The organism is Streptomyces viridifaciens (assembly GCF_001888885.2).
Classification (GTDB): domain Bacteria; phylum Actinomycetota; class Actinomycetes; order Streptomycetales; family Streptomycetaceae; genus Kitasatospora; species Kitasatospora aureofaciens.
This window is the reverse complement of record NZ_CP090841.1, coordinates 5,266,710-5,290,949: the sequence shown is the minus strand read 5'-3', so window position 1 is coordinate 5,290,949 and position 24,240 is coordinate 5,266,710. Positions and strand designations below refer to the sequence as shown.

The following is a 24,240-nucleotide window of genomic DNA, read 5'->3' as shown; positions in this document are numbered from 1 at the left end:
TGGGTCGGTCTGTCGAATCCGGAAGGTCAGGCGGGCGGGCGGCCGGCCCGGTCAACTGGTCAGTACGAGAGCGCTGTTGAAGCCGCCGTGGCCGCGGGCGAGGACCAGCGCGCTGCCCAGCCGGGCCGGCCTCGGCCGGTCCCGCACCAGGTCGAGGTCCGGGTGGGCCGGCTGGCCGATGTGCACGGACGGCGGGATCACCCCGTCCCGCAGGGAGAGCAGCGCGGCCGCGACGTCCAGCGGGGCGCCACCGGCCAGCAGCCGGCCGGTCATCGTCTTGGGCGCCGTCACCGGCACCCCGCGCGGGCCGAACACCGCGCCCAGCACCTCGGCCTCGGCGCGGTCCTGCTCGGCCACGCCGCTGGCGTCGGCGAAGACCACGTCGACGTCGGAGGGGCCGATCCCGGCGTCGGCGAGCGCCGTGTCGATCGCCCGGCGCAGCCCGGGCGGGCGCCCGGAGCCGGGTCGGGGGTCGAAGGTGGCCGCGTAGCCGGCGATCCGCCCGTAGTGGCGGTGCTGCCCGCGCTCGGCGGCGCCGTCCGGGGTCTCCAGCACGAGCAGTGCGCCGCCCTCGCCCGGCACCCCGCCGGAGGCGTCGGCGTCGAAGGGCAGGAAGGCCCGCTGCGGGTCCCGCCGGGGGCTGACCGTGCCGCTGCGGCTGAGGCAGAGCCACGACCAGGGGCAGAGCGAGCCGTCCACCGCGCCGGCCAGCATCAGCGCGGTGCCCTCGCGCACGTGCCGGCGGGCCTTGGCCAGCGCGTCCAGGCCGCCCGCCTGCTCGGCCACCAGGGCCGAACCGGGGCCGCGCATGCCGTGCCGGATCGAGATCTGCCCGGTGTTGACCGGGTAGAACCACGCGAAGGACTGGTAGGCGCTGACGTAGGCCGGGCCCTTGCTCCACAGCGCCTGGAGTTCCTTCTGGCCGAACTCGAAGCCGCCGGCCGAGGCGGCCGTCACGACGCCGGCGGAGAAGTCCGGCATCGTCGTCGGGTCCGCCCCCGCGTCGGCGAGCGCCTCCTCGGCCGCGACCAGGGCCAGCCGCGTCATGTGGTCGGTCTGCGGCAGCAGTCGGCCCGGCAGGTGTTCCTCCGGCGTGAAGTTCACCTCGCCGGCCACGTGCGCCCGGTACCCGGTGGAGTCGAAGCGGGTCAGCGGCCCGAGACCGGACCGGCCCGCCAGTGTGGCGTCCCAGTACTCCGCAACGCCCCAGCCGTTCGGTGCCACCACGCCGATCCCGGTCACCACGACGTCGGTCATCCCCGGCTCCACTCCGGCTCGGCGAGCACGATCGCGCTCTGGAAGCCGCCGAAGCCGCTCGCCACGCTGAGCACCGTGCGCACCCGCTGTTCCCGCGCCACCAGCGGCACGTAGTCGAGGTCGCACTCGGGATCGGGCACGTGCAGGTTGGCCGTGGGCGGCACCACCGAGTGCTCGATCGCCAGCGCGCTGGCGGCGAACTCCAGGGCGCAGACCGCGCCCAGCGAGTGTCCGATCATCGACTTGATCGAGCTGACCGGCACCCGGTAGGCGTGGTCGCCCAGGCTCTTCTTGAACGCGGCGGTCTCGTGCCGGTCGTTCTGCTTGGTCGCCGAGCCGTGCGCGTTGACGTAGCCGACGTCCTCGGGGTTCATCCGGCTGCGGTCGAGCGCGACCCGGATAGCCTCGGCCATCTCGTTCCCGTCGACCCGCAGCCCGGTCATGCTGTAGGAGTTGCAGCGCCCGGCGTAGCCGGTGACCTCGGCGTAGATGTGCGCGCCGCGCCGGATCGCGTGCTCCCGCTCCTCCAGCACGAACATCGCCGCGCCCTCGCCGAGGGCGAAGCCGTTGCGGGTCAGGTCGAAGGGGCGCGAGGCGCTCTCGGGTTCGTCGTTGCGCGGGGTGGTCGCCTTGATCGCGTCGAAGCAGGCCACCGTGATCGGGGAGATCGCCGCGTCCGAGGCGCCGGCCAGCATCACGTCGGCCGCGTCGTCGCGGATCAGGTCGCAGGCGTGCGCGATCACGTCGATCCCCGAGGTGCATCCGGTCGACACCACGCCCACCGGACCCTCCGCCTCGACCAGCCAGGCCAGTTCGGTGGCCATCGAGGACGGGACGAAGTAGTCGTAGAGGTACGGGACGCCGTGCGCGTCGTCGACCAGCCGCTTGCGGCCCTCGTCGCTCACCACGGCGAACTCGCGGTCCAGACTGATCGTCATCCCACAGGCGGTGCCGGCCATCACCCCGGTGCGGATCGGGTCGTTGACGCCCGACACCCCCGAGTCGTCCAGCGCCTCGCGCGCGGCGACCACCGCGAACTGCGCGGTGCGGTCCCATTGACGGATCTGACGCTGCGTCAACCCTGCGGCCTGCGGGTCGAAGTCGCACTCGGCGGCGACCCTGGACCGGAACGGCGAGGGGTCGAAGGTCGAGATCGTCCGGGTCGCGGTCCGGCCGGCCGTCAGCAGCTCCCAGAACGCCTTGGTGCCCACCTCGCCCGGTGCCACCACGCCGATCCCGGTGACCACCACGCGCCGGCGGCCGTCGTCAACTCCCACCACTGCTCCCCCTGTCGATCTCCCCGTGCGTGTCCGGCGTCATGCCCTGACCTCCTGTCCGTGCGCCCCGTCCGCGGGCTCGGGCGGGCGGGGACTTGAGCCGGATCAGATCGTCCTGGCAGGCGTTCGCGGCGGCTTCGAGCCGCCGTCCACGCGCCTCCGGCCCCCGCCCTCCCGCCGCGGCGGGAAGGGCCGCACGCACGACGGCGGCGGCGCCGCACCCACGGCGGCGGGAAGACGACGCGAACCGGCGTCGAAGGGCGCCCCCTAGCGTCTGGCCGCATGGACATCGACACCGACATCTGCGTGGTCGGCGGCGGCCCGGCCGGGCTGACCCTCGCCCTGCTGCTGGTCCGCTCGGGCCTGCGCGTCACCGTGCTGGAACGCAGCCGCTCCCTGGACCGGGCCTACCGCGGCGAGATCCTCCAACCCGGCGGCCAGGCCTTGCTGGACGAGCTGGGCGTGCTCGGCCCGGCCCGGGCGCACGGCGCCGTCGAGCACGACCGCTTCCTGCTCGAGGAGCACGGACGCGTCCTCATCGACGGCGACTACCGGCGCCTGCCCGGGCCGTACAACTGCCTGCTGAGCCTGCCCCAGCGGCACCTGCTGACCGAACTGCTCGCGGCCTGCGAACGCCACGAAGGATTCCGCCAGTTCGCGGGCGCCAAGGCCACCGCCCTGATCGAGGAGGGCGGCTTCGTCCGCGGTGTGGTCGCGGGCGGCGCGGGCGACTCCCCCGACCGGGTGGTGCGGGCCCGCTGCGTCGTCGCCGCGGACGGCCGCTTCTCCAAGGTCCGCTCGCTCGCCGGGATCGGCTACCGGCGCCAGGAGCTGTTCAGCCAGGACGTCCTGTGGTTCCGGCTGAGCGCACCGCCGCGCACGGACACCCGACGCCCGTGCGACGTCCGGGTCTTCCGGGCCGGCGGCAATCCGGTACTCAGCTACCGCTCGGTGCCCGAGGCGCTCCAGCTCGGCTGGACCCTCCCGCACGGCGGCTTCCGCAAGCTGGCCGACCGCGGCATCGGCCACATCGTCGACCAACTCGTCGACGCCGCACCGGAGTACGCCGACCTGATCCGCCAGGAGATCACCGGCTTCGGCGACGTCTCCCTGCTGGACGTCTTCTCCGGCAGCGCCGAGCACTGGGTGCGCGACGGCCTGCTCCTGATCGGCGATGCCGCCCACACCCACAGCCCGATCGGCGCCCAGGGGATCAACCTGGCCGTCCGCGACGCCGTCGCGGCCCACCCGGTGCTGGTCGAGGCCGTCCGCGGCGGCGACGCCGGCGCGGCCCGGCTCGCCCCGTACGAACGGCAACGCCGCCCCGAAGTGGAACGGATCACCCGGATCCAGCAGGTCCAGAGCCGCATGATGCTCTCCACCGGGCGCATCTCCTCCACGGTGCGCCCCCGGGCCGCGGCGCTGGTGTCCAGGACCCCGCTGTACGGGGCCGTGCTGCGCCGGATCGCCTTCGGCACCGCGCCCGTCCGGCTGCGCGCCGATCTGCTCGCCGGGGCGGGGCGGTGAGCGGCGGGGCAGCGATCGCCGCCGGCGACTCGGCGACGGCGAGCGGGGTGCTCCTCGCCCTCGCCGTCGTCCTCGCCAGCGCGTTCGTCTGCGGCCGGCTCGCCGCCCGGGTGCGCCAGCCCGTCGTCATGGGGGAGATCGTCGGCGGGGTGGCCCTCGGCCCCAGCCTGCTCGGGCTGCTGCCGGGGCACCTGGACGCCTCACTGTTCCCGGCGGAGGTCCAGTCCTACCTGCGGGTGCTGTCCCAACTGGGCCTGGTGCTCTTCATGTTCACCGTCGGCCTGCGCTTCGACGTCGGCCACCTGCGCGGCGCCGGGCGCCGGGTGACAGCGGTGTCGCTCAGCTCGGTGGCCCTGCCGTTCGCGCTCGGCGTGGGGCTCGCGGTGCTGCTCTACCCCTGGTTCGACAAGGCCCAGTTGAGCACCGACGGGAGGCTCGGCCCGGCCCTGTTCCTGGGCGCGGCGATGTCCATCACGGCCTTTCCCGTCCTCGCCCGGATCATCGCCGAGCGACGGATGCAGCACGACCCGCTCGGCAGCCTGTCATTGGCCTGCGCGGCCTTCCAGGACTTCCTCGCCTGGTGCGCGCTGGCGGTGGTGGTGGCGGTGGTGGAGGCCAAGGGCCTCTGGTCGCTGGGACGGCTGGCGCTCGACACGGCGGTGGTGGTCCTGGTGCTGGTCGGCGTCGTCCGCCCGCTCCTCTCCCGGCTGCTCGCCCCCGGCCGGCGCCGTCCCCTCCCCCGGCCGTGGATCCACGCGGTGCTCGTCACCGGCACCCTGGTCACCGCCTGGGTCACGGCCGAAATCGGCCTGGACGCGGTGTTCGGGGCGTTCATGTTCGGTGCGGCGGTGCCCCGGGACCGGATCGAGGCGATCGCGCCCGACGTCCCGGAGCAGATCGAGCGGGCGGGTCTCCTGCTGCTGCCGGCCTTCTTCGCGGTGACCGGCCTCGCCGTCGACCTCACCGGCCTCGGGCTGCGCGGCCTGGCCGTCGTGGCGGCGGTGCTGGTGGCGGCCTGCGCCGGCAAGTTCGTCGGTGCGGTCGCCGCCGCCCGGGCCACCGGCTCGAGCCGGCGCGAGGCGCGGGTGCTCGGCATCCTGCTCAACGCCCGGGGCCTGACCGAGCTGGTCATCCTCAACGTGGGCCACCGGCTCGGGGTGATCGACACCCGGATGTTCACCGCCATGGTGGTGATGGCCCTGGTCACGACGCTGATGACGGGGCCGCTCCTGGAGCGCCACACGGCGGGCTCCGCCGGATCCGCCACGCTCCCGGACCCGGCGCCCGAGGCCGCACAGGCCTCGCGGACAACCTCCTGATGGCGGGCCGGCCACGACCTCCGGGGGGCGTGCCCCTCACGGCGGCTCCGTCCACCCGGAGACCCGGCGCAGCCGCCGACTCAGCCGCCGCTCGACCGGGCTGAGCGGAACGTCGGGGCGCAGCCGCTCCGGGTGCCCCGACGGTGGCCCGCCCCCGACAGGGCCGCCCGGCTCGCCGGGCCGCCGGACCGGCCCGGGCTGCGGCGGCGGGGCCACGTAGCCGGCCATCTGCCCCAGCGCCGCCAGTCCGCGCAGGAGCACGGCCAGCAGATCGAGGAGCCGTTCGTTCGGTTCGCACATCCGCCGAGCATGGCGACCGGTCCTGAAGCGCGGTTCGAGCGGTACGGGAGGGGCGCCGGGCACGGCGAAGGACAGCCCGGCACCCTCGGAACCGCTGGAGCATGACCACGGCGCCGTCGGAGCTGCGGGTGCCCGTCACGCTGACGATCCGCCGCAGGAGGGTCGGGCGTGTCCGAGGGTTCCCGCCGGACCGGCCCCGAGCCTCACTGGTACCGGTAGGTGGCGGCCACCGCGAGGTGGTCGCTGCCGTCCCGGGGCAGGGTGCGGGAGTCCACCGGCTTCAGCCCGCCCTTGCTCATGATCTGGTCGATCCGCGCCATCGGGAACGCCGCGGGCCAGCTGAAGCCGAAGCCGTCCCCGGCCGCGCCCTGGGCCGAGCGCATCTGCGAGGTGACCGGTGCCAGGCTGCGGTCGTTCATGGTGCCGTTGAGGTCGCCGAGCAGCAGGACCTTCTTCACCGGCTCGGCCTGGATCGCGTCGCCGAGCGCCTGGGCGCTGACGTCCCGCTGGTGGGCGGTGAAGCCGCTCTCGGCCTTGAGCCGGACGGACGGCAGGTGCGCGACGTACACCGCGACCGGGCCCTGGGGGGTGGTGACCCGGGCCCGGAAGGCCCTGGTCCAACCGATCTTCAGGTCCACCGGGGAGACCTCGCCGATCGGGTACTTCGACCAGAGTCCGACCGTCCCCTCCACCGTGTGGTGCGGGTACGCCCCGGCGAGCCCGGTCTCGTACGACCGCAGCTGGTTGCCGGCCAGTTCCTGGAGCGCGACGATCTGGGCGTCCGAGGCGACCAGGCCGCGGATGGTGCCCGGCACGTCGGTGTTCCCGGCCTCGACGTTGTGGGTGACCACCGTCCAGTCGCCGGTGCCGCCGCTCTTGTCGGACACCAGCCCGCCGAACAGGTTGGCCCACAGCACGGCGGGAACCAGCAGGGCGAGCAGCGCGGTGGCGGAGCGGCGCAGCAGCGCGGGCACCAGCAGCACCGGGACGGCCAGGCCGACCCAGGGCAGGAAGGTCTCCAGCAGGCTGCCGAGGTTGCCGACGCTGTTCGGCATCTCGGCGTGGAAGGCCAGCAGCACCGCGGTGAGCAGGGCCAGCAGGGCGATCACCAGTCCGCGCCGCCAGGTGTTGCCGCCCCGGGCGTCCGGGCCCCAGTGCCGCAGGCCGAGGAAGCCACCGGTCCGGTCGGCGGGCGTGCCCGCGTCCTCGGGGACGGTGGTCCGCTCGGTGCTGTCCGCCTGCGCCATGCGTGGCTCCCGTCGCTCGTGCCGTCGCCGGTCCGGCTGCCGGTCCGTGGGTACGGGCGCGGCGCCGGACTGGTGCCGGTTTGATCGGATACCCGGCTCAGCCTATGCCGGGACAGACGCGCGCTTACGGGACCGGGTTCCGGCGTGGCCCGGTTTGGTGAGCCAGGCCACGTCGGGCACGAAGCATGCGCTCCGACGCGCGACGGGGGTTCGGAGGACCCGTTTCTAGCGGGGGGCGACGCCGTCGAGGACGGAGTCGACCAGTTTGCGGGACAGCTCCGGGTCCTCCAGGTCGGAGTCCTCCGACAGGATGCTGCGGTAGAGGATCGGCCCCATCAGCAGGTCGCCGAGCAGTTCCACGTCGAGGTCGTCGCGGATCACGCCCTCGGCGACGGCTTGCCGGATCAGGTGCAGCCCGACCTCGCGGCGCGGCCTGATCACCCGCTCCCGGTAGGCGGTGTAGAGCTCGGGCAGGGTCTGCATCTGCCCGAGCGCCGCCTTGAGCACCCAGCGGGTGCGCTTGGCGAGGCCGCGGCGGCGGATGTAGTCGACCATCGCGATCAGGTCCTCGCGGGCGCCACCGCCGGTGGGGGCCGGGATCGGCTCCTCCAGCCGGCTGACGACGTCGACCAGCAGGGCCTCCTTGTTGGGCCAGCGCCGGTAGATGGTGGCCTTGCCGACGCCGGCGGCGGTGGCGATGCCCTCGATGGTGAGTTCGGACAGCGTGTTGCCGTCCGCCATGAGGTCCTCGACGGCGGTGAAGATGGCCTGCTCGGCGGCCTCGCTGCGGGGCCGGCCGCGGCGTACCGCCGCGCAGGGCTGCCCGGTGTCGGCGCTCGGCGTGTCCGTCCTCATCCCGGCTGTCTCTCCCTCGCTGGGTCCCGGGCCCGCGGGCGCCGTGGTGTGTCGGTCGATCGGGTCCACGGGCGGGGTCGCCCCCACCCCGGGCCGAGGCCCTGCCGACCGGATGCACCGGTCGGCAGGGCCATTGTCGCTCAGTCGACTCGCAGGTCGGTCGATCCGCGGGTCGGGGCTCCGCGCGGGTCAGACCTCGTGCGGGTCGGACCTCTGTGCGGGTCAGGCCTCCGCGGCCGCGGCCTCCCGGGCCCGGTCCTGCTGCTCGGGGGCACCGGGGCCGCCCGGGCCGGCGGCCGGAGCCGCGGCGCGGCGCGGCAGCAGGAACCAGGCGACCAGCGCGCCGACCAGCGAGATGCCGACCGAGAGCGCGGCCACCACGTGCATGGCGTGGATGAAGGCGTCGTTCGCCGGGGCGATCAGCGCCTTGCCCGCGCCGTTCGGGAGCCGGTCGGCGATGGCCAGGGTGGCCTCAAGCGACTCGCCCGCCTTGTCGCGCAGCCCCTCGGGCAGGTGGGTGAGGGTGTCGGACATCCCGTCGCGGTAGACGGTGGAGAGCACCGCGCCGAGCACCGCGACCCCGAGCGAGCCGCCGACCTGGCGGAAGGTGTTGTTGACGGCCGAGCCTGCGCCCGCCTTCTCGCGGGGCAGCGAGCCCATGATCGCGACGGTGACCGGCGGCATGACGTGCGCCATGCCCGTACCCATCACCAGGCCGAGCACGATCAGCACCCAGATCGGCGTGGTCGCGGTCAGCACGGTGTAGCCGACGAAGCCGAGCGCGACCAGGACCATGCCGCCGGCGGCGGTGGCGGCGACGCCGAGGCGCTCGACCACCAGCCGGGCCCGCGGGGCGAACAGCAGCTGGGCGACGGCCAGCGGCAGCATCAGCAGACCGGCCTGGAGCGCGCTGTAGCCGCGCACGCTCTGGATGTAGAAGACGCCGAAGAAGGAGACGCCCATCAGCGCGAAGAAGATCACGCCGACCACGACCACCGAGGCGCTGAACACCTTGTTGCGGAACCAGGTGACGTCCAGGGCGGGGAACGGGATGCGGCGCTCGTAGAGGACGAACGCGGCCAGCGCGACCACGCCGAGCAGGGTCGGCCCCCAGGCCGCGAACGCGGTGAAGTCGGCCAGCTCGCCGCCCTTGATGATGCCGTAGATCAGCGCGACCAGGCCGACGATCGACAGCAGCACGCCGACCGGGTCGAGTGCGCCCGGGTCGGGGTCCTTGGACTCGGGCACCAGGATCGCCATCGCGATCACCGCGACGATCACGATCGGGACGTTGATCAGGAAGACCGAGCCCCACCAGAAGTGCTCGATCAGCACGCCGCCGGTGATCGGGCCGATGGCGATGGCCAGGCCGACCGCGCCGGCCCAGATGCCGATCGCCTTGGGCTGCTCCTCGCGCTCGAAGACGTTCATGATGATCGCCAGGGTGGCGGGCATCGCGAGCGCGGCGCCGACGCCCATCAGCCCGCGGTAACCGATGAGTTCACCGGGCGAGCCGGACATCGAGGACAGCAGCGAGGCTACGCCGAAGACCACCATGCCGGTCAGCAGGGCGAGCTTGCGGCCGAAGCGGTCGCCGAGCAGGCCCGAGGTGAAGAGCAGCCCGGCGAACACCAGGGTGTAGGAGTTGATCGACCACTCCAGGTCGCTCTGGGTGGCGCCCAGTCCGACCGGGGCGGGGGTCGCGATGGTCTTCATCGCGACGTTGAGGATCGAGTTGTCGAGCACGACGACGAGCAGGGCGAGCACCAGGGTGCACAGGATCGCCCAGCGTCGGCGGTGGATGGCTTCCGGCACACGGCGTGGCGCGGCTGCGGTGGTCATTGGTCTTCCCGTCCGTGTTGGCGTGGCACTGGCGGGCATTTGCGAGTCGCGGACGTCTCGTAACCCCCCGGAACAGAGTAGCGCGCAATACGATACGAGACGAGTCCGTTTCATAAAAAAGCGGCAAAGCCCCGGTGGCGCACAGGGGCCGGTGTGGCGTGGATCGCACTGCGCCGACGGCACCCCTCTTTGCGCTCACGCCGGGGCGTGCAAGCATGGAGGTGATCCGGGGACGCCGTACGGCGCCACGAGACGACAACCCTTCAGGAGTCCGTTCGATGAACGCTTCTTCGCCTTCGCCTGCCCAGAACCAGCCGGCGAACGCCACCCTCTACGGCGGGGTCACCAACCGCCGCGTCACCGTCCGCGACCTCGCCGCCGCCAAGCAGCGCGGTGAGAAGTGGGCCATGCTCACCGCCTACGACGCCCTCACCGCAGGGGTGTTCGACGAGGCCGGGATCCCCGTCCTGCTGGTCGGCGACTCGGCCGGCAACTGCCACCTCGGCTACGAGACCACCGTGCCGGTGACCATGGATCAGATGGTGATGCTCTCCGCCGCCGTCGTCCGCGGCACCCAGCGCGCCATGATCGTCGCCGACCTGCCCTTCGGCTCCTACCAGGAGTCGCCCGCGCAGGCCATGCACAACGCGGCCCGGCTGATGAAGGAGGCCGGGGTCGGCGCGGTCAAGCTGGAGGGCGGGGAGCGCAGCGCCCGTTCGATCGAGCTGCTGGTCGAGGCCGGCATCCCGGTGATGGCCCACATCGGCCTCACCCCGCAGTCGGTGCACGCCTTCGGCGGCTACCCGGTCCAGGGCCGCGGCGACGAGGCGGCCCACCAGCTGCTGCGCGACGCCAAGGCCGTGCAGCAGGCCGGCGCCTTCTCGGTGGTGCTGGAGGCCGTCCCGGCCGAGCTGGCCGCCCAGGTCACCAAGCAGCTGGCGATCCCGACCGTCGGCATCGGCGGCGGCCCGGAGACCGACGCCCAGGTGCTGGTCTGGACCGACATGGCCGGCATGACGGCGGGCCGGGTGCCCAAGTTCGTCAAGAAGTACGCCGACCTGCGCGGCGTCCTCGGCGAAGCCGCCCGCGAGTTCGCCGCCGACGTCCGCACCGGCGCCTTCCCGGCCGAGGAGCACAGCTTCCACTGACGGACCCCGCGCCGGGTCAACACCCGGCGGCGAGTGCGCGAACAACGGCCCCGCTCCCTGGTCGGAGTGGGGCCGCTGTCATGCCCGGACGGTCGGTGACAGCGGCCTGACAGCGGTGGCGGGCGCGCGACAGGGGGGTGACAGGCGGGGCGGACAACCTGGAGGCATGACAGGAATCGCCACCGCCCCGAACACGCGGGGAACAGCCGGGAACGCCGTCGAGGTGCACGGCATCGTCAAGCACTTCGGCTCGACCAAGGCCCTCGACGGCGTCGACCTCACCGTCCGCGAAGGAACCGTCCTCGCCCTGCTCGGCCCCAACGGCGCCGGCAAGACCACGCTGGTCCGCGTCCTCTCCACGCTGATCAAGCCGGACGCCGGCAGCGCGTTCGTCGGCGGCTACGACGTCGTGCGCCAGCCCAAGCAGCTGCGCCGCACCATCGGCCTGACCGGCCAGTACGCGTCCGTGGACGAGCTGCTGTCCGGCTACGAGAACCTCTACCTGATCGGCCGGCTGCTCGACCTCTCCAGCCGCGACTCCAAGGCCCGCGCCGCCGAGCTGCTGGAGCGCTTCTCGCTCACCGAGGCCGCCAAGCGGACCGCCAAGACCTACTCCGGCGGCATGCGCCGCCGCCTCGACCTGGCCGCCAGCATGATGGGCCGCCCCCGGGTGCTCTACCTGGACGAGCCCACCACCGGCCTGGACCCGCGCACCCGCAACGAGGTCTGGGACGAGGTGCAGCGGATGGTCTCCGAGGGCAGCACCGTGCTGCTGACCACCCAGTACATGGAGGAGGCCGAGCAGCTCGCCGACGAGCTGACCGTCATCGACCGGGGCAAGGTCATCGCCAACGGCGGCGTCGCCGAGCTCAAGGCCAGGGTCGGCGGCCAGATCCTCCAGGTCCGCCCGGCCCACCCGGCCGAACTGCCGGAGATGGCCCGCTGCCTGCACGAGAGCGGGATCACCTCCGCCACCGTCTCCCCCGACGACGGCCTGCTCGCGGTGCCGCTCGCCGGCGAGGAGCAGCTCACCGCCGTGATCGGGGTGCTCGGCGGACGCGGCTTCGCCATCGCCGGCATCGACACCAAGGTGCCCAGCCTGGACGAGGTCTTCCTCGCCATCACCGGCAAGCCCACCGCCGGCCCGGCCACCGCGCCCGCCGCCGCCCTCGTCAAGGAGCCCGTCGCATGACCACCGCCACGCTCACCCCCGCCCGCGCCGGCACCGGGGCCGACGACACCCGGATCGGCGCGGCCGGAACCCTGCGCCACATCGGCGCGCTGACCCGCCGCAACCTGATGCGGATCAAGGCCGACCCGGAGTCGATGTTCGACGCCGTGCTGATGCCGATCGTCTTCACCCTGCTGTTCGTCTACGTCTTCGGCGGCGCGATCGCGGGCGGCCAGGACAGTTACATCCAGCGGCTGATCCCCGGCCTGCTCGGACAGACCGGCATGACGCTGGCGCTGGCCGTCGGCACCGGCCTGAACAGCGACTTCCAGACCGGGGTGATGGACCGTTTCCGCACCCTGCCGATCGGACGCGCCTCCGTGCTGCTGTCCAAGCTCGCGGCGGAGTCCCTGCGGGCGCTGCTCTCCTCCGCGATCCTGCTGGGCTTCGCGTTCGTCCTCGGCTTCGAGGTGAAGACCGGCGTACTGGAAGTGCTGGCCACGGTCGGCCTGTCACTGGTGTTCGGCATGTCGATCGTCTGGATCTCGATGCTGCTGGGCATGGCGCTGCGCAGCCCCCAGGCGGTCCAGGGCGTCTCCATGCTGGTCCTGATGCCGATGCAGTTCGGCAGCTCGATCTTCGCGCCGACCGACACCATGCCCGGCTGGCTGCAGACCTTCACCGAGGTGAACCCGCTGTCCCAGCTGGCCGACGCCTCCCGCGCGCTGCTCAACGGCGAGGGCGCGGTGGCCCATCCGGTGATGGTCGTGCTGATCTGGTCCGCCGTCTCGACCGCGATCTTCGCCCCGCTCGCGGTGGCCCGCTTCCGCAAGCGGACCTGAGCGAGCCGGGGTTGGGGGGCCGACGGCCAGGGACAGGACGTCGGCCGGTGGGCGGGCCGGGCGGGCGGTGACCAGGGGACGGGCACCGGCCGACCGGCCCGCAGCCGTAGCCGCGGGCGCGGCCGTACCGGCGGGAACAGCCCTGCTCGCGGGCGCGGGCGTACCGGCGGGCGCAGCCGTACCCGGTAGTCAGTCGAGCAACTCCGACAGCGCCGCCTGGGTCTGCTCCTGGGTCATCTCCGCGCCCACCGCGTGGGCCGCCTCGAAGGCCTCCTCCCCCAGCAGCTCCCGCAGCGCGGCGGCCGACCGCTCGCGCTCCACCCGTTCCAGGTAGCCGCCCTTCGGGCCGTTCAGCCCCTTGTGCGCCCCGAGCAGCACCACCGCCTGCCGGGCGCGCTCCAGGTCGCCGTACCGCTCCGCGAAGGCGCGCAGCACCCCGACCGCGGCGGGCACCACCATGACCGTCATCTGCTCGGCGAAACCGCTCGCGGCCGTCATCTCCAGCAGCCGGCGTCGGCCCTCCCGCATCTGGGCGAGGCCCAGCTCGGGCTCACCGGACCGGGCCGTCACCCAGCCGCGGGTGCTGAGCAGCAGCCCGCTCACGATGCCCGGTACGAACCCGCCATCGGTGATCAGGTCGAGCTCGTCCAGCGCGGCCAGGGCCTCCTGGTACTCGCCGCGGTGGGCCTGGAGGCCGGCGAGCGTCAGGTAGCCGATCAGCACGGCGCCGGTGGTGGACTGGTTCAGCGCCGGGGAGTCGATGCCCGCCAGCGCCTCCCGGACGATCCGCTCACCGCGTTCCATGTCCCGCTCCAGCAGGACGCTGCCCAGGTTCACCTTCAGCATCGGCACCTCGTGCGGCGCGCCCAGTTCCTCGGCCAGTCCGATCGCCCGCTCGTACGCGGCGGCGGCGCCCTCGGTGTCGCCCCGGTTGGCCAGCGACTCGCCCCAGGCCGACAGCGCCTGGGACGCCCCCCAGAGGTCGCCGGCCTGCTCGAACAGCTCCAGGGAGCGCCGGCCGTCCCGCAGGCTCTGCTCCTCGCCCTCCGGCCAGTCGTTCAGCATCCTGGCCCGGACCTGCAGGGCGAACGCCAGGTCGTTCGCGTCGCCGTACCGCTCGCAGCCGCGGACGGCATCGTCCATCAGGTCCTTCATCAGCTCCAGGCGGCCGGCCAGGAAGGCGCTGAACACCCGCATCAGCGCAGGGAACCGGTAGGACTGCGGCAGGTCCCCGGTGTAGACGTCCAGCAGCCGCCCGGCGGTCTCGACCGCCTCAGGGTTGCCGAGCACGTCCAGGTTCCCCTCGAACAGCCCGATCAGCCCGAATACCGCGAGCAGCCGGCGGGCCTCCTCGACCACCCCCTCGGGCATCGGCACGCCGTACGCCAGCACGTTGCGCTCCAGCGGCACCGGCGGCGGGGCGTCCGGGCGGAACGGGTCCGGGCCGAGCCCGGCGATCGCGCTGTACCAGCCGCGGGCCTCCATGCTGTAGCCGCGCAGCGACCAGTACCAGCCCATCCCGAGGCCGAGGACCAGCGCCTGTTCCTCGTCGGCGAGGTCGATCGCGCGGCGCAGCGCGGCCCGGATGTTGTCCTGCTCCCGCTCCAGCACGGCCAGCCAGTGCAGTTGCTGCGGGCCGTGGATGTTCAGGTCGGCGGTGGCGACCAACGCGCGGAAGTGCGCCAGGTGGCGGGCCCCGGTGGCGTCGCGCTCGGCGGCGGACTCGGCGAGGCGCTCGGTGGCGTACTCGTGGATGGTCTCCAGCATCCGGTAGCGCGGCTGGCCGCCGTCGTCGGCCAGGTCGGCCACCAGCAGGGACTTGTCGACCAGGGAGAGCAGCAGGTCGGCGACCTCCCGGCCGACCACCTCGGTGCCGTCGGCGCAGACCGCCTCGGCGTCCTCCAGCTGCCAGCCGCCCGCGAACACCGAGAGCCGGCGCAGCACCGCCCGCTCCCGCTTGCCCAGCAGGTCCCAGCTCCAGTCGACCACCGCGCGCAGGGTCTGCTGGCGCGGCAGCAGGGTGCGGCTGCCGGCGGTGAGCAGCGCGAACCGGCCGTCCAGGCGGTCGGCGATCTGGCGGGCCGTCATCACCCGCAGCCGGGCGGCGGCCAGTTCGATGGCCAGCGGCAGGCCGTCCAGGCGGCGGCAGATCTCGGCACAGGCCTGCGGGTCGCTCCGCGGGTCGAAGCCGGGACGGGCGGCGGCGGCGCGCTCGGTGAACAGCCGCAGGGCCACCGGGTCGGGCAGCGGCTCGACCGGCAACACCGTCTCGCCGGGCACGCCGAGCGGTTCGCGGCTGGTGGCGAGCACGGTCAGTCCGGGGCACTCGGCGAGCAGGGTGTCGACGAGGTCGGCGGCGGCCTGGATCAGGTGCTCGCAGTTGTCCAGGACGAGCAGCATCCGGCGGTGGCCGCAGTACTCGACCAGTCGGCGCACCGGATCCTCGGCGCGCTTCTCGATCACCTCGGCGACCACGCTGCTGCTGTGCAGCACGATCTCGCGCAGGCCCAGGGCGGAGACCACCGCGGCGGGGACGGCCTCCGGGCTCTCCAGTGGGGCGAGTTCGGCCACCCAGACGCCGTCCGGCCAGTGCCCGGCGGACTGCTCGGCGCGGCCGGCCTCGACCGACAGCCGGGTCTTGCCGGAGCCGCCCGGGCCGGTCAGGGTGACCAGTCGGCGATCCGCCGTCAGGAGGCGGCGCAGGGCGGCGAGGTCGCCCTCCCGGCCGACGAAGCTGGTCAGCCGGCCGCGCAGGTTGCCCGCGGCGCGCGGGAGCTGGGGCGCGGGGGCGGCCGGGAGCGCCGGTGGCTCGGGCTTGCGCTGCGGCTGCGGCCCGGGTTTCGGTTCCGGTCCCGGTCCCGGTCCCGGTTCCGGTTCCGTGGACTTGAGCAACTCGGCGTGGAACACCTGGAGTTGGCGGCCGGGGTCGGTGCCGAGCTCGTCCGCCAGGGCGCGCCTGGTGCGCTCGTAGTGGCGCAGCGCCTCGGCGGTGCGGCCGCTCTCGTGCAGGGCCCGCAGCATCAGCAGCTGCAAGGGCTCGTCCAGCGGCTGCCGTTCGCACAACTCGGCGAGTTCGGCTACCAGTTCGGCGGCCCGGCCGAGTCCGAGATCGGCGGTGATCCGGTGGCGGCGCACCTCGTCCCGCTGAGCCTCCAGCCGGGCGGCCGGGCCCGCCCGGTCGGGCAGGTCCGCCAGGGCGGGACCGCGCCACAGCGCCAGCGCGGCGCGCAGCCGTTCGGCGGCCAGCGCGTGGTCGCCGGTGTCGAGGGCACGGCGGCCCTCGGTGCTCAGCCGCTGGAAGTCGGCGAGGTCGGTGGCCGGGCCGGTCAGCCAGTACCCGGCCGGTCCGGAGCCGATACGCTCCCGGCCGATGGTGCGGCGCAACCGGCCGACCAGGGTCTGCAGCGCGGCGGAGGAGTCCTGCGGCGGCTCGGCCTCCCACACCTCGTCCACCAGCAGGTCGGCTGGGACGGGCCGGCCCTGCCGCAGGGCGAGCGCGGTGAGCAGCGCCCGCAGCCGGGCACCGCCGAGCGGGACCGGCGTGCCGTCGTCGTGGTGGGCCGTGGTGGTGCCGAGGATGCCGTAGTGCACCGGTCCATTCTGGTCGATCGCCCGGAGTCCGGGCGCACAATTGTTCCGGCGGCCACTTCGCCCGCTGTTCCGGCGGGCACCCCGCCCGCGCGCCCGACGGAACCGGGCGGCGCCCCTCGGACGTTCACCCTGAGCGGCTTGTCCGGTCACCGGCCCGCCCGGCATGATCGACCCCAGCCCGTACCCGCCACCTCCCTCTGCACCCGGAGCACCCACAGATGACCTTCGCCGCCACGCCGCGCTCCCGCAGCGAGGACCGCCGGATCAGCCCGGTGTTCTGGGTGCTCCTCGCCACCCTCGGCACCTCCGCCTGGGCGGTGTACTCGGGCTACGGCAACGCCCGGTTCGGGGTGTTTTTGTTCGTGGTGTCGGGCTGGATGGTCTCCCTCTGCCTGCACGAGTACGCCCATGCGCGCACCGCGCTGCACGGCGGTGACATCACCGTCGGCGCCAAGGGGTACCTCACGCTCAACCCGCTGAAGTACACCAACGTGCTGCTCAGCTTCGTACTGCCGATCGTCTTCGTGATCCTCGGCGGCATCGGCCTGCCCGGCGGCTCGGTGTGGATCGAGCGCCACCGGATCCAGGGCCGGCTCAAGCACAGCCTGATCTCGGCGGCCGGGCCCCTGGTGAACCTGGTGTTCGCCGCGGCGCTGCTGATCCCGGTCGGCGCCGGCTGGCTGGACGGCTCCGACGTGCACGCCACCTGGTACGGCTACGAGCTGAACGTCTCGCCGTTCGCCTGCGCCCTCGGCTTCCTCGGCCTGCTCCAGCTCAGCGCGGCCCTGCTGAACCTGCTGCCGGTGCCCGGCCTGGACGGCTACGGGATCATCGAGCCCTGGCTCTCCGCCAAGACCCGGCGCTCGGTCGAGCCGTTCGCGCCGTACGGCATGCTCGCGGTGTTCGCGCTGCTGTGGCAGCCCGAGGTGAACTCGTTCTTCTTCGGGATCGTCCACGACCTGATGGGCCTGTTCGGCGTGGACACCGACTACGCGACGGTCGGCCGGTACCTGTTCAGCTTCTGGAAGAACTAGGCAGGAACTAGGCCCGCTCGGCCGCCTCCGCCAGCTTCGCCCGGCGCCGGTTCATCCACAGCACGTTGCTGGCCACCCCGGCCAGCGGCAGCCAGATCAGCCCGAGCCAGAAGCCCTGGACCACCGAGACCACGGCGGCCGCCAGCGCGAGGGCGACGACGAGCAGGGCGAAGAGGGACGTGCGAGGCATGGCGCGGGGCTCCTAGGACCGGGTACGGACGGCCGGGTGACGGCCGCCCCCCATTGTCGCCGACCTCACCTCGGGAGGGGTTCCAGGGGTGAGGTCGGCGCGGCGCTCCCGGGTCACACGTCGGTGATCCGCAGGCCCGCGTGGGCCTTGTAACGGCGGTTGACCGAGATCAGGTTGGCCACCAGGGCCTCCACCTGGTGGGCGTTGCGGAGCCGGCCGGAGTAGATGCCGCGCATGCCGGGGATCAGGCCGGCCAGCGCCCGCACCACGTCGGTGGCGGCCCGGTCGTCGCCCAGCACCATGACGTCGGTGTCGATCCGCTCCACCGACTCGTCCTGGAGCAGCACCGCCGAGAGGTGGTGGAAGGCGGCGGTGACCCGGGAGTCCGGCAGCAGGGCGGCGGCCTGCTGGGCGGCGCTGCCCTCCTCCGGCTTCAGCGCGTACGCGCCCTGCTTGTCGAAGCCGAGCGGGTTGACGCAGTCGACGACGATCTTTCCGGCCAGTTCCTCGCGCAGCGCGGTCAGGGTGGCGGCGTGGCCCTCCCACGGCACCGCGACGATCACCACGTCGCTCTCCCGGGCGACGGTGGCGTTGTCGGCACCGCGCACGCCGACGCCCAGCTCGGCGGCCGAGGCCTCGGCCCGGGCGCCGTCGCGGGAGCCGATGATCACCTGCTGGCCGGCCTTGGCCAGCCGCAGGGCCAGTCCGCGCCCCTGGTCGCCGGTGCCGCCGAGGACGCCGACCACCAACTGCGAGACGTCCGGCAGCTCATGGGCCGGGTTTGTCGCTGAATCGAGGGAAGTCATGGGCCGATCTTCCCAAACCGAAGGCCGTGCGCGACATCCTGGCCCGCATGGACGCTGTGAGAGTTTCGGCACTCCGGGAGCGCCTCGCGGGCACCGGCTGGCTGGAGGCGGTCGGCGGCTTCGCCGGTTCGCTGCGGCGCTCGGTGGAACGGCGCGGGGCGGGCGAGCTGCTGCTGGTCGGCACCGAGGCGTACGAGCCCTGGCACCTGGCCGCCCACCTGGAGGACGAGGCCGCCTGGTCGGCCGTCCCCCGGCTGGCCCCCACCCTGCTGCGGCACCGCCCGCCCGCCACCGCCCCGACCCATCTGGCGCACGACCTGCGACGGCTCACCGAGGCCGGGCGCGGCGCCACCGTGCTGGTGGTGGCCCCGGCGGCGGTGGGTGCCCCGCTGCTGGAGCGGGTGCAGGACGCCCGCCGGCACGGCGCGACCGTGCTCGCCCTGGACGGCGCCGGCCCCGTCGCCCCCTCGACCGACGGTGACCTCGCCGGCCCCACCGACCCCGCCGATCTCGCCGGCCTCGCGGATCTCGCCGGCCTCGCGCACGAGCGCCTCACCGTCGGCACCGCCGCCGAGGAGCCCTTCGACCTCGCCCAGCACCTGGTCAGCGCCGCCGCAGGGCAGCCGGTCGGCCGCCGCTCGGCCCTGGGCCGGCTGGCCGAGCTCGCCGGCCGGCTCGCCTCGGCGCCCTCGCTCAGCCGCTGGTGAAAAACCCTTTGCGGGGAGTCGAGCAGCCGTCCCAGGATGGTGCTCCGTGAACGACGACGAACCAGCGCATACCGGTCGACCACGCGCGCTGCTGCGCTCGCTGGCGCCCGACCTTGCCCCCTGGCGCGCCTCCCGCGACTTCCGCTACCTGTGGACCAGCGGCTGCGTCACCAGCTTCGGCAGCTTCCTGACGTACGTCGCCCTGCCGATGCAGATCAAGGAGCTCACCGACTCCTCCTTCGCGGTCGGCCTGATCGGCGCCGTCGAACTCGTTCCCCTGATCGTCTTCGGCCTCTGGGGCGGCGCCCTCGCCGACGCCCTGGACCGCCGCAAGCTGGTGCTGCGCTCCGAGGCCGCGCTCGGCCTGCTCGCCGGGCTGCTGCTGCTCAACGCCCTGCTGCCGCGCCCGGTGCTCTGGCCGCTCTACCTGGTGGCCGCGCTGGTCGCGGCCTGCGACGGCCTCCAGCGCCCGGCCCTGGACTCACTGCTGCCGCGGATCGTCGCGCACCAGCACCTGACGGCCGCCTTCGCCCTCAAGTCCCTCTACCACAACGTCGCTTCGGTGGCCGGGCCGGCGCTGGCCGGTGTCGTGGTGGCCTTCTCCGGGGTGCAGACCGCGTACGCGCTGGACGTGCTGACCTTCGTCGTCTCGCTGCTGCTGCTGGCCCGGATCAGGGCCGTGCCGCCGCCCACCGGCGCCGAGCGCCCGTCCGTACGGGCGGTGCTCACCGGCGTACGGTACGCGTGGAGCCGCAAGGACCTGCTCGGCACCTACGCGATCGACACCTGCGCCATGCTGTTCGCCTTCCCGGTGGCCGTCTTCCCGTTCCTGGCCTCGGAGTTGGGCGCGAACTGGGCGCTCGGCCCGATGTACGCGGCCTCCGCGGTCGGCGGCCTGCTGGTCGGCGCGACCAGCGGCTGGACGTCCCGGGTCCACCGGCACGGCCGGCTGCTGGTGGTGGCCGCGGTCGGCTGGGGCGCGGCCATGACGCTGGCCGGGCTGGCCGGGAACGTCTGGGTGGTGCTGCTCGGCCTCGCCCTGGCCGGCGGCGCGGACCAGGTCAGCGGGATCGCCCGCTCCACCATGTGGAACCAGTCCATCCCGGACGAGGTCCGCGGCCGGATGGCCGGGGTCGAGCTGCTCAGCTACTCCGTCGGCCCCCAGCTCGGCCAGGTCCGGGCCGGCACCATGGCCGGCCTGATCGGAGTCCGCGCCGCCGTCTGGACCGGCGGGCTGGCCTGCGTCGCCGCCGTCCTCACCGTCGCCGCCGCCCTCCCCAGACTCCTCGCCCACGACGACCGCACCGACCCCCACACCGCAGCCGTCCGCGCCGCCCACGAACGCGCCCAACAGGAGGCACCCGCCGCGGCGTGACCGGACCGAGCGGTCTCACTCACTGCGGCGCACGGTCATGGCGCTACTCGTCCCCCTCGTCCTTCGGCTGGTCGGTCCAGCGGGGGTCGTTCTGCCACTCGCGGTTGCGTTCGTCCGCGGTCTCGAGGGCGTGGGCGGCCTCGTCGGGGGTGGCGTAGGGGCCGAGGCGGTCCTTGGCGGGGCACTCCGGGCCCTCCTCGACCTTGCCGTGCTTGATGCAGTAGAACCACTCACCGGGCCGGCCGGTCGGCTTGCGGTGGAATCCGAGGGGCATGGCGCTCTCCCGTCCAGAGTTGGGGTCGGTACCGATCATTCCCCGGGCAGGGCCGATCCGCACACCACCCGGGGACGACGGGAACCGGCGGCTAGACTCGCCGCCATGGCTCTCGTACCCGGCATCCAGTCCCCCACCCGCAAGGTCCCGGCGCACATCGCGCGCCCCGAGTACGTCGGCAAGCCCGCGCCGACGCCGTACACCGGGCCCGAGGTGCAGACCGCCGAGACGATCGAGAAGATGCGGATCGCGGGCCGGATCGCCGCCCGGGCGATGGAGGAGGCGGCGAAGCTGATCGCCCCCGGCGTCACCACGGACGCGCTGGACGCCGTCGCCCACGCGTACATGTGCGACCACGGCGCCTACCCCTCCGACCTGGGCTACCGCGGCTTCCCCAAGTCCGTCTGCACCTCCATCAACGAGGTGATCTGCCACGGCATCCCGGACTCGACGGTGCTTCAGGACGGCGACATCGTCAACATCGACGCGACCGCGTACATCCACGGCGTGCACGGCGACCTCAACGCCACCTACCTGGTCGGCGACGTGGACGAGGAGTCCCGGCTGCTGGTCGAGCGCACCCGGGAGTCCCTCAACCGGGCGATCAAGGCGGTCAAGCCGGGCCGTCAGATCAACGTCATCGGACGGGTCATCGAGTCCTACGCCAAGCGCTTCGACTACGGCGTCGTGCGGGACTTCACCGGACACGGCATCAACACGTCGTTCCACTCCGGCCTGATCGTCCCGCACTACGACAGCGAGCGGGCCACCGAGGTGATCAAGCCCGGCATGACCTTCACCATCGAGCCGATGCTCACCCTGGGCACCTACGACTACGAGATCTGGCCGGACGGCTGGACGGTCGTCACCAAGGACCGCAAGCGCACCGCCCAGTTCGAGCACACCCTGGTGGTCACGGCGGACGGCGCGGAGATCCTCACCCTGCCGTGACCTCTGCGGCCGCCCCGAGCCGAAGGGGCGCCGGTGCCGAAAGGCAGGAGCGAGGGAGCGACGACCGTCGGCACCGGGCGAGTCGCAGTCAGCCGATCAGCCACTGCTCCTCGGCGACGGCGCCCACCTCGGTACAGGCGTCGGTGAGCACGTCCAGCACCCGCAGCGGGTCCGGCAGCGGCAGGTCGGGCCCGCGCAGCCACCGCACCTGGGAGCCGTCCGGCAGCGCGGCCGGCGGGAGCAGGGTGTACGAGCCCCGGCAGTGCCAACGCAGGCCGGGGTGCTCGGACATGGTGTCCGGGGTCGAGTCGAGCGCGCTGTCCCACCACTCGTCCTCGTCCTGCGGGGTGCCGCGGGTGGCGGTGAAGAACAGGTAGCGGTCCTCGCCGACGGCGGCGACCGGCCCCTCGACGCCCTGCGCGGTCAGCCGCTCCAGTGCCAGCCGCCCGGCCTCGGCCGGGACGTCCAGCACGTCGTGCACCCGCCCGGTGGCGGTGACGAAGTTGGCCTGGGGGTCGCGGGAGAGCCAGCGGGAGAGCTGTTCGGGGTCGGTGGTGGCCTGGGTCTGCCAGGCGAAGGAGACCGGGTGCTGGGCGGGGGCGGGGCAGGCCACCCGGTCGCAGGAGCACCGGTAGCCGGCCGGATGGGCGGCGGGTGCGAGGGGGAATCCGGCGCGCACGGCGCCGAGCAGCTGGTCCAGTCTGGCGGCCGGGTCCGCGCCGTCGGGCCGGGCCCGCTGTCGGTCACGCTTCTGCCACCAGGTCGTCCACCTGCTGCCGGCTTCCATCGGGCCCCTTCCGCGCAACTGCCGTGCCTGGTGCGACACAGCGTTCGACGTACCACTCCGACGCAACGCACAGCGCCCCCCGCTGCTTCCCGGGGCGGTGCTCGGCCCTGCTGTCCGCGCCCTGCCGGCCGCGTCCCGGGGTCACCGGACGGCCGACGCCCGGGTCTCGGTACGCATGTCGCGGCAGCACGCTGTCCGCGCCGGTGACGGCCGGAGGGCACGCAGACTCGCGCCTCGCCCGGCCCGTACGGGGCCCGCTGACCCGGGGTGGACCCCGAGGGCGTAACAGGAAGGATAAGGGTGCGCGAGGCCTCCCGATGACCGGGGGCGGTGCCTCTCCGGTCACACCCCGGGCACCCCGCCCTCACCGGGCCTCCCCCGCCGGGTGCTCCCGGCGTGGCCACCGCGTGGAGGTGAGACCCTTGAGGGGTGAAGAGCGCGGACACCGAATTCGTCGGCGGCCCCCTGGACGGGAAGGTCCTCCCGATCCCGCTGGGGCCGATGCTCGGCGTGCCCAAGAAGTACAAGGTCCCGGTCCCCGCGCACGACGACTCGCCCGCGCGCACACTGGTGTACGTCCGGAGCAAGCAGGTGCGCGGGCTCAGCTGGTTCTGGCGGTACGAGTACGACGAGGCGGCCTCCGGCTGACGGTCCGCCCGCCCGTTCCCCCTCCGCCTCCCCGGTTCCCCTTCGCCTCCCCCGGAGGTCGGCATGGCCAGGACGGTTCGGCACCCGGTGCGGCACCGCAGGAGCCGCGCGCAGGCGGCCGCCCACCACAACCGGCAGGTCGCCGGGGTTACCGGGGTGCTGCTGCTCGTGGTGTCCCTCTACTCCGTGACGATCGGCCCGGACGGCTGGCTCTGGTTCGCCTGGGCGGTGCTGCTGCTCGCCTGCGCGGCCCTGTTCGCGGTCCGCCCCTGAGCAGCCGCACCGCCCTCTCCGCCGGCTCATCGGCGGGACCGGTCCCCCCGGGCCGGTCAGTCATCCTCGGCGAGGATGAGGTACAGCTTCTTGCGGGCCTCGGTCAGCACCGCCAGGCCCTTGGCGCGCTGTGCCTCGGTGCCCGTCCGCATCACCTGCTGGACCGCCTGGTCGACGGCGGCGAGCGCCTGGCCGACCTCCTGGACGGCCTCCCAGTCGACCTCCCGGCCGGCCTCGGCCCACGGCTCCGCGGGCCCGGACTCGGCCACGGCCCGGCCCGCCTCGGTGAGCGAGACCAGCCGCTTGCCGCCGACCTCCTCGGCGGTGATCAGCCCCTCCTCCTCCAGCAGCTGGAGGTTGGGGTAGATCGAGCCCGGGCTGGGCCGCCAGGCCCCGTTGGTCCGCTCGGTGATCTCGGCGATCATCTCGTAGCCGTGCATCGGCCGCTCCTTCAGCAGCGCCAGCAGCGAGGCCCGGACGTCACCTCGCCGGGCCCGGCCGCCGCGCCGACCGTGCGGGCCGCCGCGCCGGGCGCCGTGCCCGCCGAAGCCGTGCCCGAACGGGCCGCCCATCGGCCGGCCGGGGCCGCCGCCGCCGAACGGCGGGCCGAAGCCGCCGAAGGCCGTCCGCCCCCCGAAGTCCTCCCCGGGCATCCCCCGGAACTCGGGCCCCGGTCCGCGGCGTCGTCCGCCCCCGCGCGGGCCCTCTCCTCGAAATCGCATTCCTGAGCGCACCGCGCCCACCTCCTTGAGGTTCCATCCGGTTCTCCGAAACAGTCGAGTCACTGTCTCGATAGTTCGACGATATATCGGTGACTGT

General features: G+C 73.7%; 23 protein-coding genes. 11 read left to right on the top strand and 12 right to left on the bottom strand.

Annotation, left to right across the window (positions count from 1 at the left end):
* Positions 1-51: 51 nt before the first annotated feature.
* Together BOQ63_RS30865 and BOQ63_RS30860 are read right to left on the bottom strand one after the other, a co-directional pair.
* A complete protein-coding gene (locus BOQ63_RS30865) occupies positions 52-1,257 on the bottom strand; it encodes a ketosynthase chain-length factor (RefSeq protein ID WP_150476186.1) in 1,206 nt (401 codons plus the stop codon).
* On the bottom strand, positions 1,254-2,534 hold the full coding sequence (locus tag BOQ63_RS30860) for a beta-ketoacyl-[acyl-carrier-protein] synthase family protein (RefSeq protein ID WP_078867236.1): 1,281 nt from the start codon (positions 2,532-2,534) through the stop codon (positions 1,254-1,256). Before BOQ63_RS30860 ends, BOQ63_RS30865 begins: the two co-directional genes overlap by 4 nt.
* 282 nt (positions 2,535-2,816) lie before the next feature.
* Here BOQ63_RS30860 and BOQ63_RS30855 point away from each other — a divergent pair, with 282 nt between their 5' ends.
* A complete protein-coding gene (locus tag BOQ63_RS30855; RefSeq protein WP_150476185.1) occupies positions 2,817-4,061 on the top strand; it encodes an FAD-dependent monooxygenase in 1,245 nt (414 codons plus the stop codon).
* Positions 4,058-5,380, top strand: coding sequence for a cation:proton antiporter (locus BOQ63_RS30850; protein WP_030282566.1), 1,323 nt, complete (start codon positions 4,058-4,060; stop codon positions 5,378-5,380). Before BOQ63_RS30855 ends, BOQ63_RS30850 begins: the two co-directional genes overlap by 4 nt.
* Before the next feature lie 36 nt (positions 5,381-5,416).
* Here BOQ63_RS30850 and BOQ63_RS30845 read toward each other — a convergent pair whose 3' ends face one another.
* From BOQ63_RS30845 to BOQ63_RS30830, 4 genes are all read right to left on the bottom strand, one after another.
* Positions 5,417-5,680, bottom strand: a complete 264-nt coding sequence (locus BOQ63_RS30845; RefSeq protein ID WP_223886083.1) for a DUF6059 family protein — start codon at positions 5,678-5,680, stop codon at positions 5,417-5,419.
* Between the two features lie 203 nt (positions 5,681-5,883).
* Positions 5,884-6,927, bottom strand: coding sequence for an endonuclease/exonuclease/phosphatase family protein (locus BOQ63_RS30840; RefSeq protein ID WP_030549933.1), 1,044 nt, complete (start codon positions 6,925-6,927; stop codon positions 5,884-5,886).
* A gap of 225 nt (positions 6,928-7,152) precedes the next feature.
* Positions 7,153-7,782 carry a TetR/AcrR family transcriptional regulator gene (locus BOQ63_RS30835; RefSeq protein WP_072655299.1) on the bottom strand — a complete coding sequence of 210 codons (630 nt, stop codon included), beginning with the start codon at positions 7,780-7,782 and terminating at the stop codon, positions 7,153-7,155.
* A gap of 222 nt (positions 7,783-8,004) precedes the next feature.
* Positions 8,005-9,624, bottom strand: coding sequence for a DHA2 family efflux MFS transporter permease subunit (locus BOQ63_RS30830; protein ID WP_030282560.1), 1,620 nt, complete (start codon positions 9,622-9,624; stop codon positions 8,005-8,007).
* Between the two features lie 278 nt (positions 9,625-9,902).
* On the opposite strand from BOQ63_RS30830, the gene panB reads away from it, so the two are divergent.
* The 3 genes from panB (at position 9,903) to BOQ63_RS30815 (ending at position 12,785) form a co-directional block, all read left to right on the top strand.
* Positions 9,903-10,772: a 3-methyl-2-oxobutanoate hydroxymethyltransferase gene (gene panB, locus BOQ63_RS30825; protein ID WP_030282559.1), complete on the top strand. Its 870-nt coding sequence runs from the start codon at positions 9,903-9,905 to the stop codon at positions 10,770-10,772.
* A gap of 166 nt (positions 10,773-10,938) precedes the next feature.
* Positions 10,939-11,964, top strand: coding sequence for an ATP-binding cassette domain-containing protein (locus BOQ63_RS30820; RefSeq protein ID WP_046385708.1), 1,026 nt, complete (start codon positions 10,939-10,941; stop codon positions 11,962-11,964).
* Positions 11,961-12,785 (top strand): ABC transporter permease, encoded by an 825-nt coding sequence (locus BOQ63_RS30815; RefSeq protein ID WP_030282557.1) that lies wholly within the window; start codon positions 11,961-11,963, stop codon positions 12,783-12,785. Before BOQ63_RS30820 ends, BOQ63_RS30815 begins: the two co-directional genes overlap by 4 nt.
* A gap of 189 nt (positions 12,786-12,974) precedes the next feature.
* Here BOQ63_RS30815 and BOQ63_RS30810 read toward each other — a convergent pair whose 3' ends face one another.
* Entirely contained in the window at positions 12,975-16,376 is a 3,402-nt protein-coding gene (locus BOQ63_RS30810) for an AfsR/SARP family transcriptional regulator (protein ID WP_072655298.1), read from the bottom strand.
* A gap of 218 nt (positions 16,377-16,594) precedes the next feature.
* On the opposite strand from BOQ63_RS30810, the gene BOQ63_RS30805 reads away from it, so the two are divergent.
* Positions 16,595-17,410, top strand: coding sequence for a site-2 protease family protein (locus BOQ63_RS30805; RefSeq protein WP_072655297.1), 816 nt, complete (start codon positions 16,595-16,597; stop codon positions 17,408-17,410).
* A gap of 7 nt (positions 17,411-17,417) precedes the next feature.
* Here the strand turns inward: BOQ63_RS30805 and BOQ63_RS30800 are convergent, their stop codons facing one another.
* Both BOQ63_RS30800 and npdG read right to left on the bottom strand, forming a co-directional pair.
* A complete protein-coding gene (locus BOQ63_RS30800) occupies positions 17,418-17,600 on the bottom strand; it encodes a hypothetical protein (RefSeq protein WP_072655296.1) in 183 nt (60 codons plus the stop codon).
* 113 nt (positions 17,601-17,713) lie between these two features.
* The gene (npdG, locus tag BOQ63_RS30795; RefSeq protein WP_030282546.1) at positions 17,714-18,406 is read right to left on the bottom strand and encodes an NADPH-dependent F420 reductase; all 693 of its coding nucleotides are present in this window, start codon (positions 18,404-18,406) and stop codon (positions 17,714-17,716) included.
* A gap of 47 nt (positions 18,407-18,453) precedes the next feature.
* Here npdG and BOQ63_RS30790 point away from each other — a divergent pair, with 47 nt between their 5' ends.
* Positions 18,454-19,113 (top strand): hypothetical protein, encoded by a 660-nt coding sequence (locus tag BOQ63_RS30790; RefSeq protein WP_030549926.1) that lies wholly within the window; start codon positions 18,454-18,456, stop codon positions 19,111-19,113.
* 46 nt (positions 19,114-19,159) lie between these two features.
* Positions 19,160-20,488, top strand: a complete 1,329-nt coding sequence (locus BOQ63_RS30785; RefSeq protein WP_046386432.1) for an MFS transporter — start codon at positions 19,160-19,162, stop codon at positions 20,486-20,488.
* A 43-nt stretch (positions 20,489-20,531) separates the two neighbouring features.
* Here the strand turns inward: BOQ63_RS30785 and BOQ63_RS30780 are convergent, their stop codons facing one another.
* Positions 20,532-20,762 (bottom strand): hypothetical protein, encoded by a 231-nt coding sequence (locus BOQ63_RS30780; protein ID WP_030282538.1) that lies wholly within the window; start codon positions 20,760-20,762, stop codon positions 20,532-20,534.
* Between the two features lie 105 nt (positions 20,763-20,867).
* Here BOQ63_RS30780 and map point away from each other — a divergent pair, with 105 nt between their 5' ends.
* Positions 20,868-21,713, top strand: a complete 846-nt coding sequence (map, locus tag BOQ63_RS30775; protein ID WP_030282535.1) for a type I methionyl aminopeptidase — start codon at positions 20,868-20,870, stop codon at positions 21,711-21,713.
* Between the two features lie 88 nt (positions 21,714-21,801).
* Here the strand turns inward: map and BOQ63_RS30770 are convergent, their stop codons facing one another.
* Entirely contained in the window at positions 21,802-22,500 is a 699-nt protein-coding gene (locus tag BOQ63_RS30770) for a bifunctional DNA primase/polymerase (protein ID WP_030282531.1), read from the bottom strand.
* Between the two features lie 429 nt (positions 22,501-22,929).
* Here BOQ63_RS30770 and BOQ63_RS30765 point away from each other — a divergent pair, with 429 nt between their 5' ends.
* Both BOQ63_RS30765 and BOQ63_RS30760 read left to right on the top strand, forming a co-directional pair.
* The gene (locus BOQ63_RS30765; protein WP_033348211.1) at positions 22,930-23,148 is read left to right on the top strand and encodes a DUF8847 domain-containing protein; all 219 of its coding nucleotides are present in this window, start codon (positions 22,930-22,932) and stop codon (positions 23,146-23,148) included.
* A 63-nt stretch (positions 23,149-23,211) separates the two neighbouring features.
* Positions 23,212-23,421, top strand: a complete 210-nt coding sequence (locus BOQ63_RS30760) for a hypothetical protein (protein ID WP_030282527.1) — start codon at positions 23,212-23,214, stop codon at positions 23,419-23,421.
* 56 nt (positions 23,422-23,477) lie between these two features.
* Here the strand turns inward: BOQ63_RS30760 and BOQ63_RS30755 are convergent, their stop codons facing one another.
* A complete protein-coding gene (locus BOQ63_RS30755) occupies positions 23,478-24,143 on the bottom strand; it encodes a PadR family transcriptional regulator (RefSeq protein WP_030282525.1) in 666 nt (221 codons plus the stop codon).
* Between the last annotated feature and the right edge of the window lie 97 nt (positions 24,144-24,240).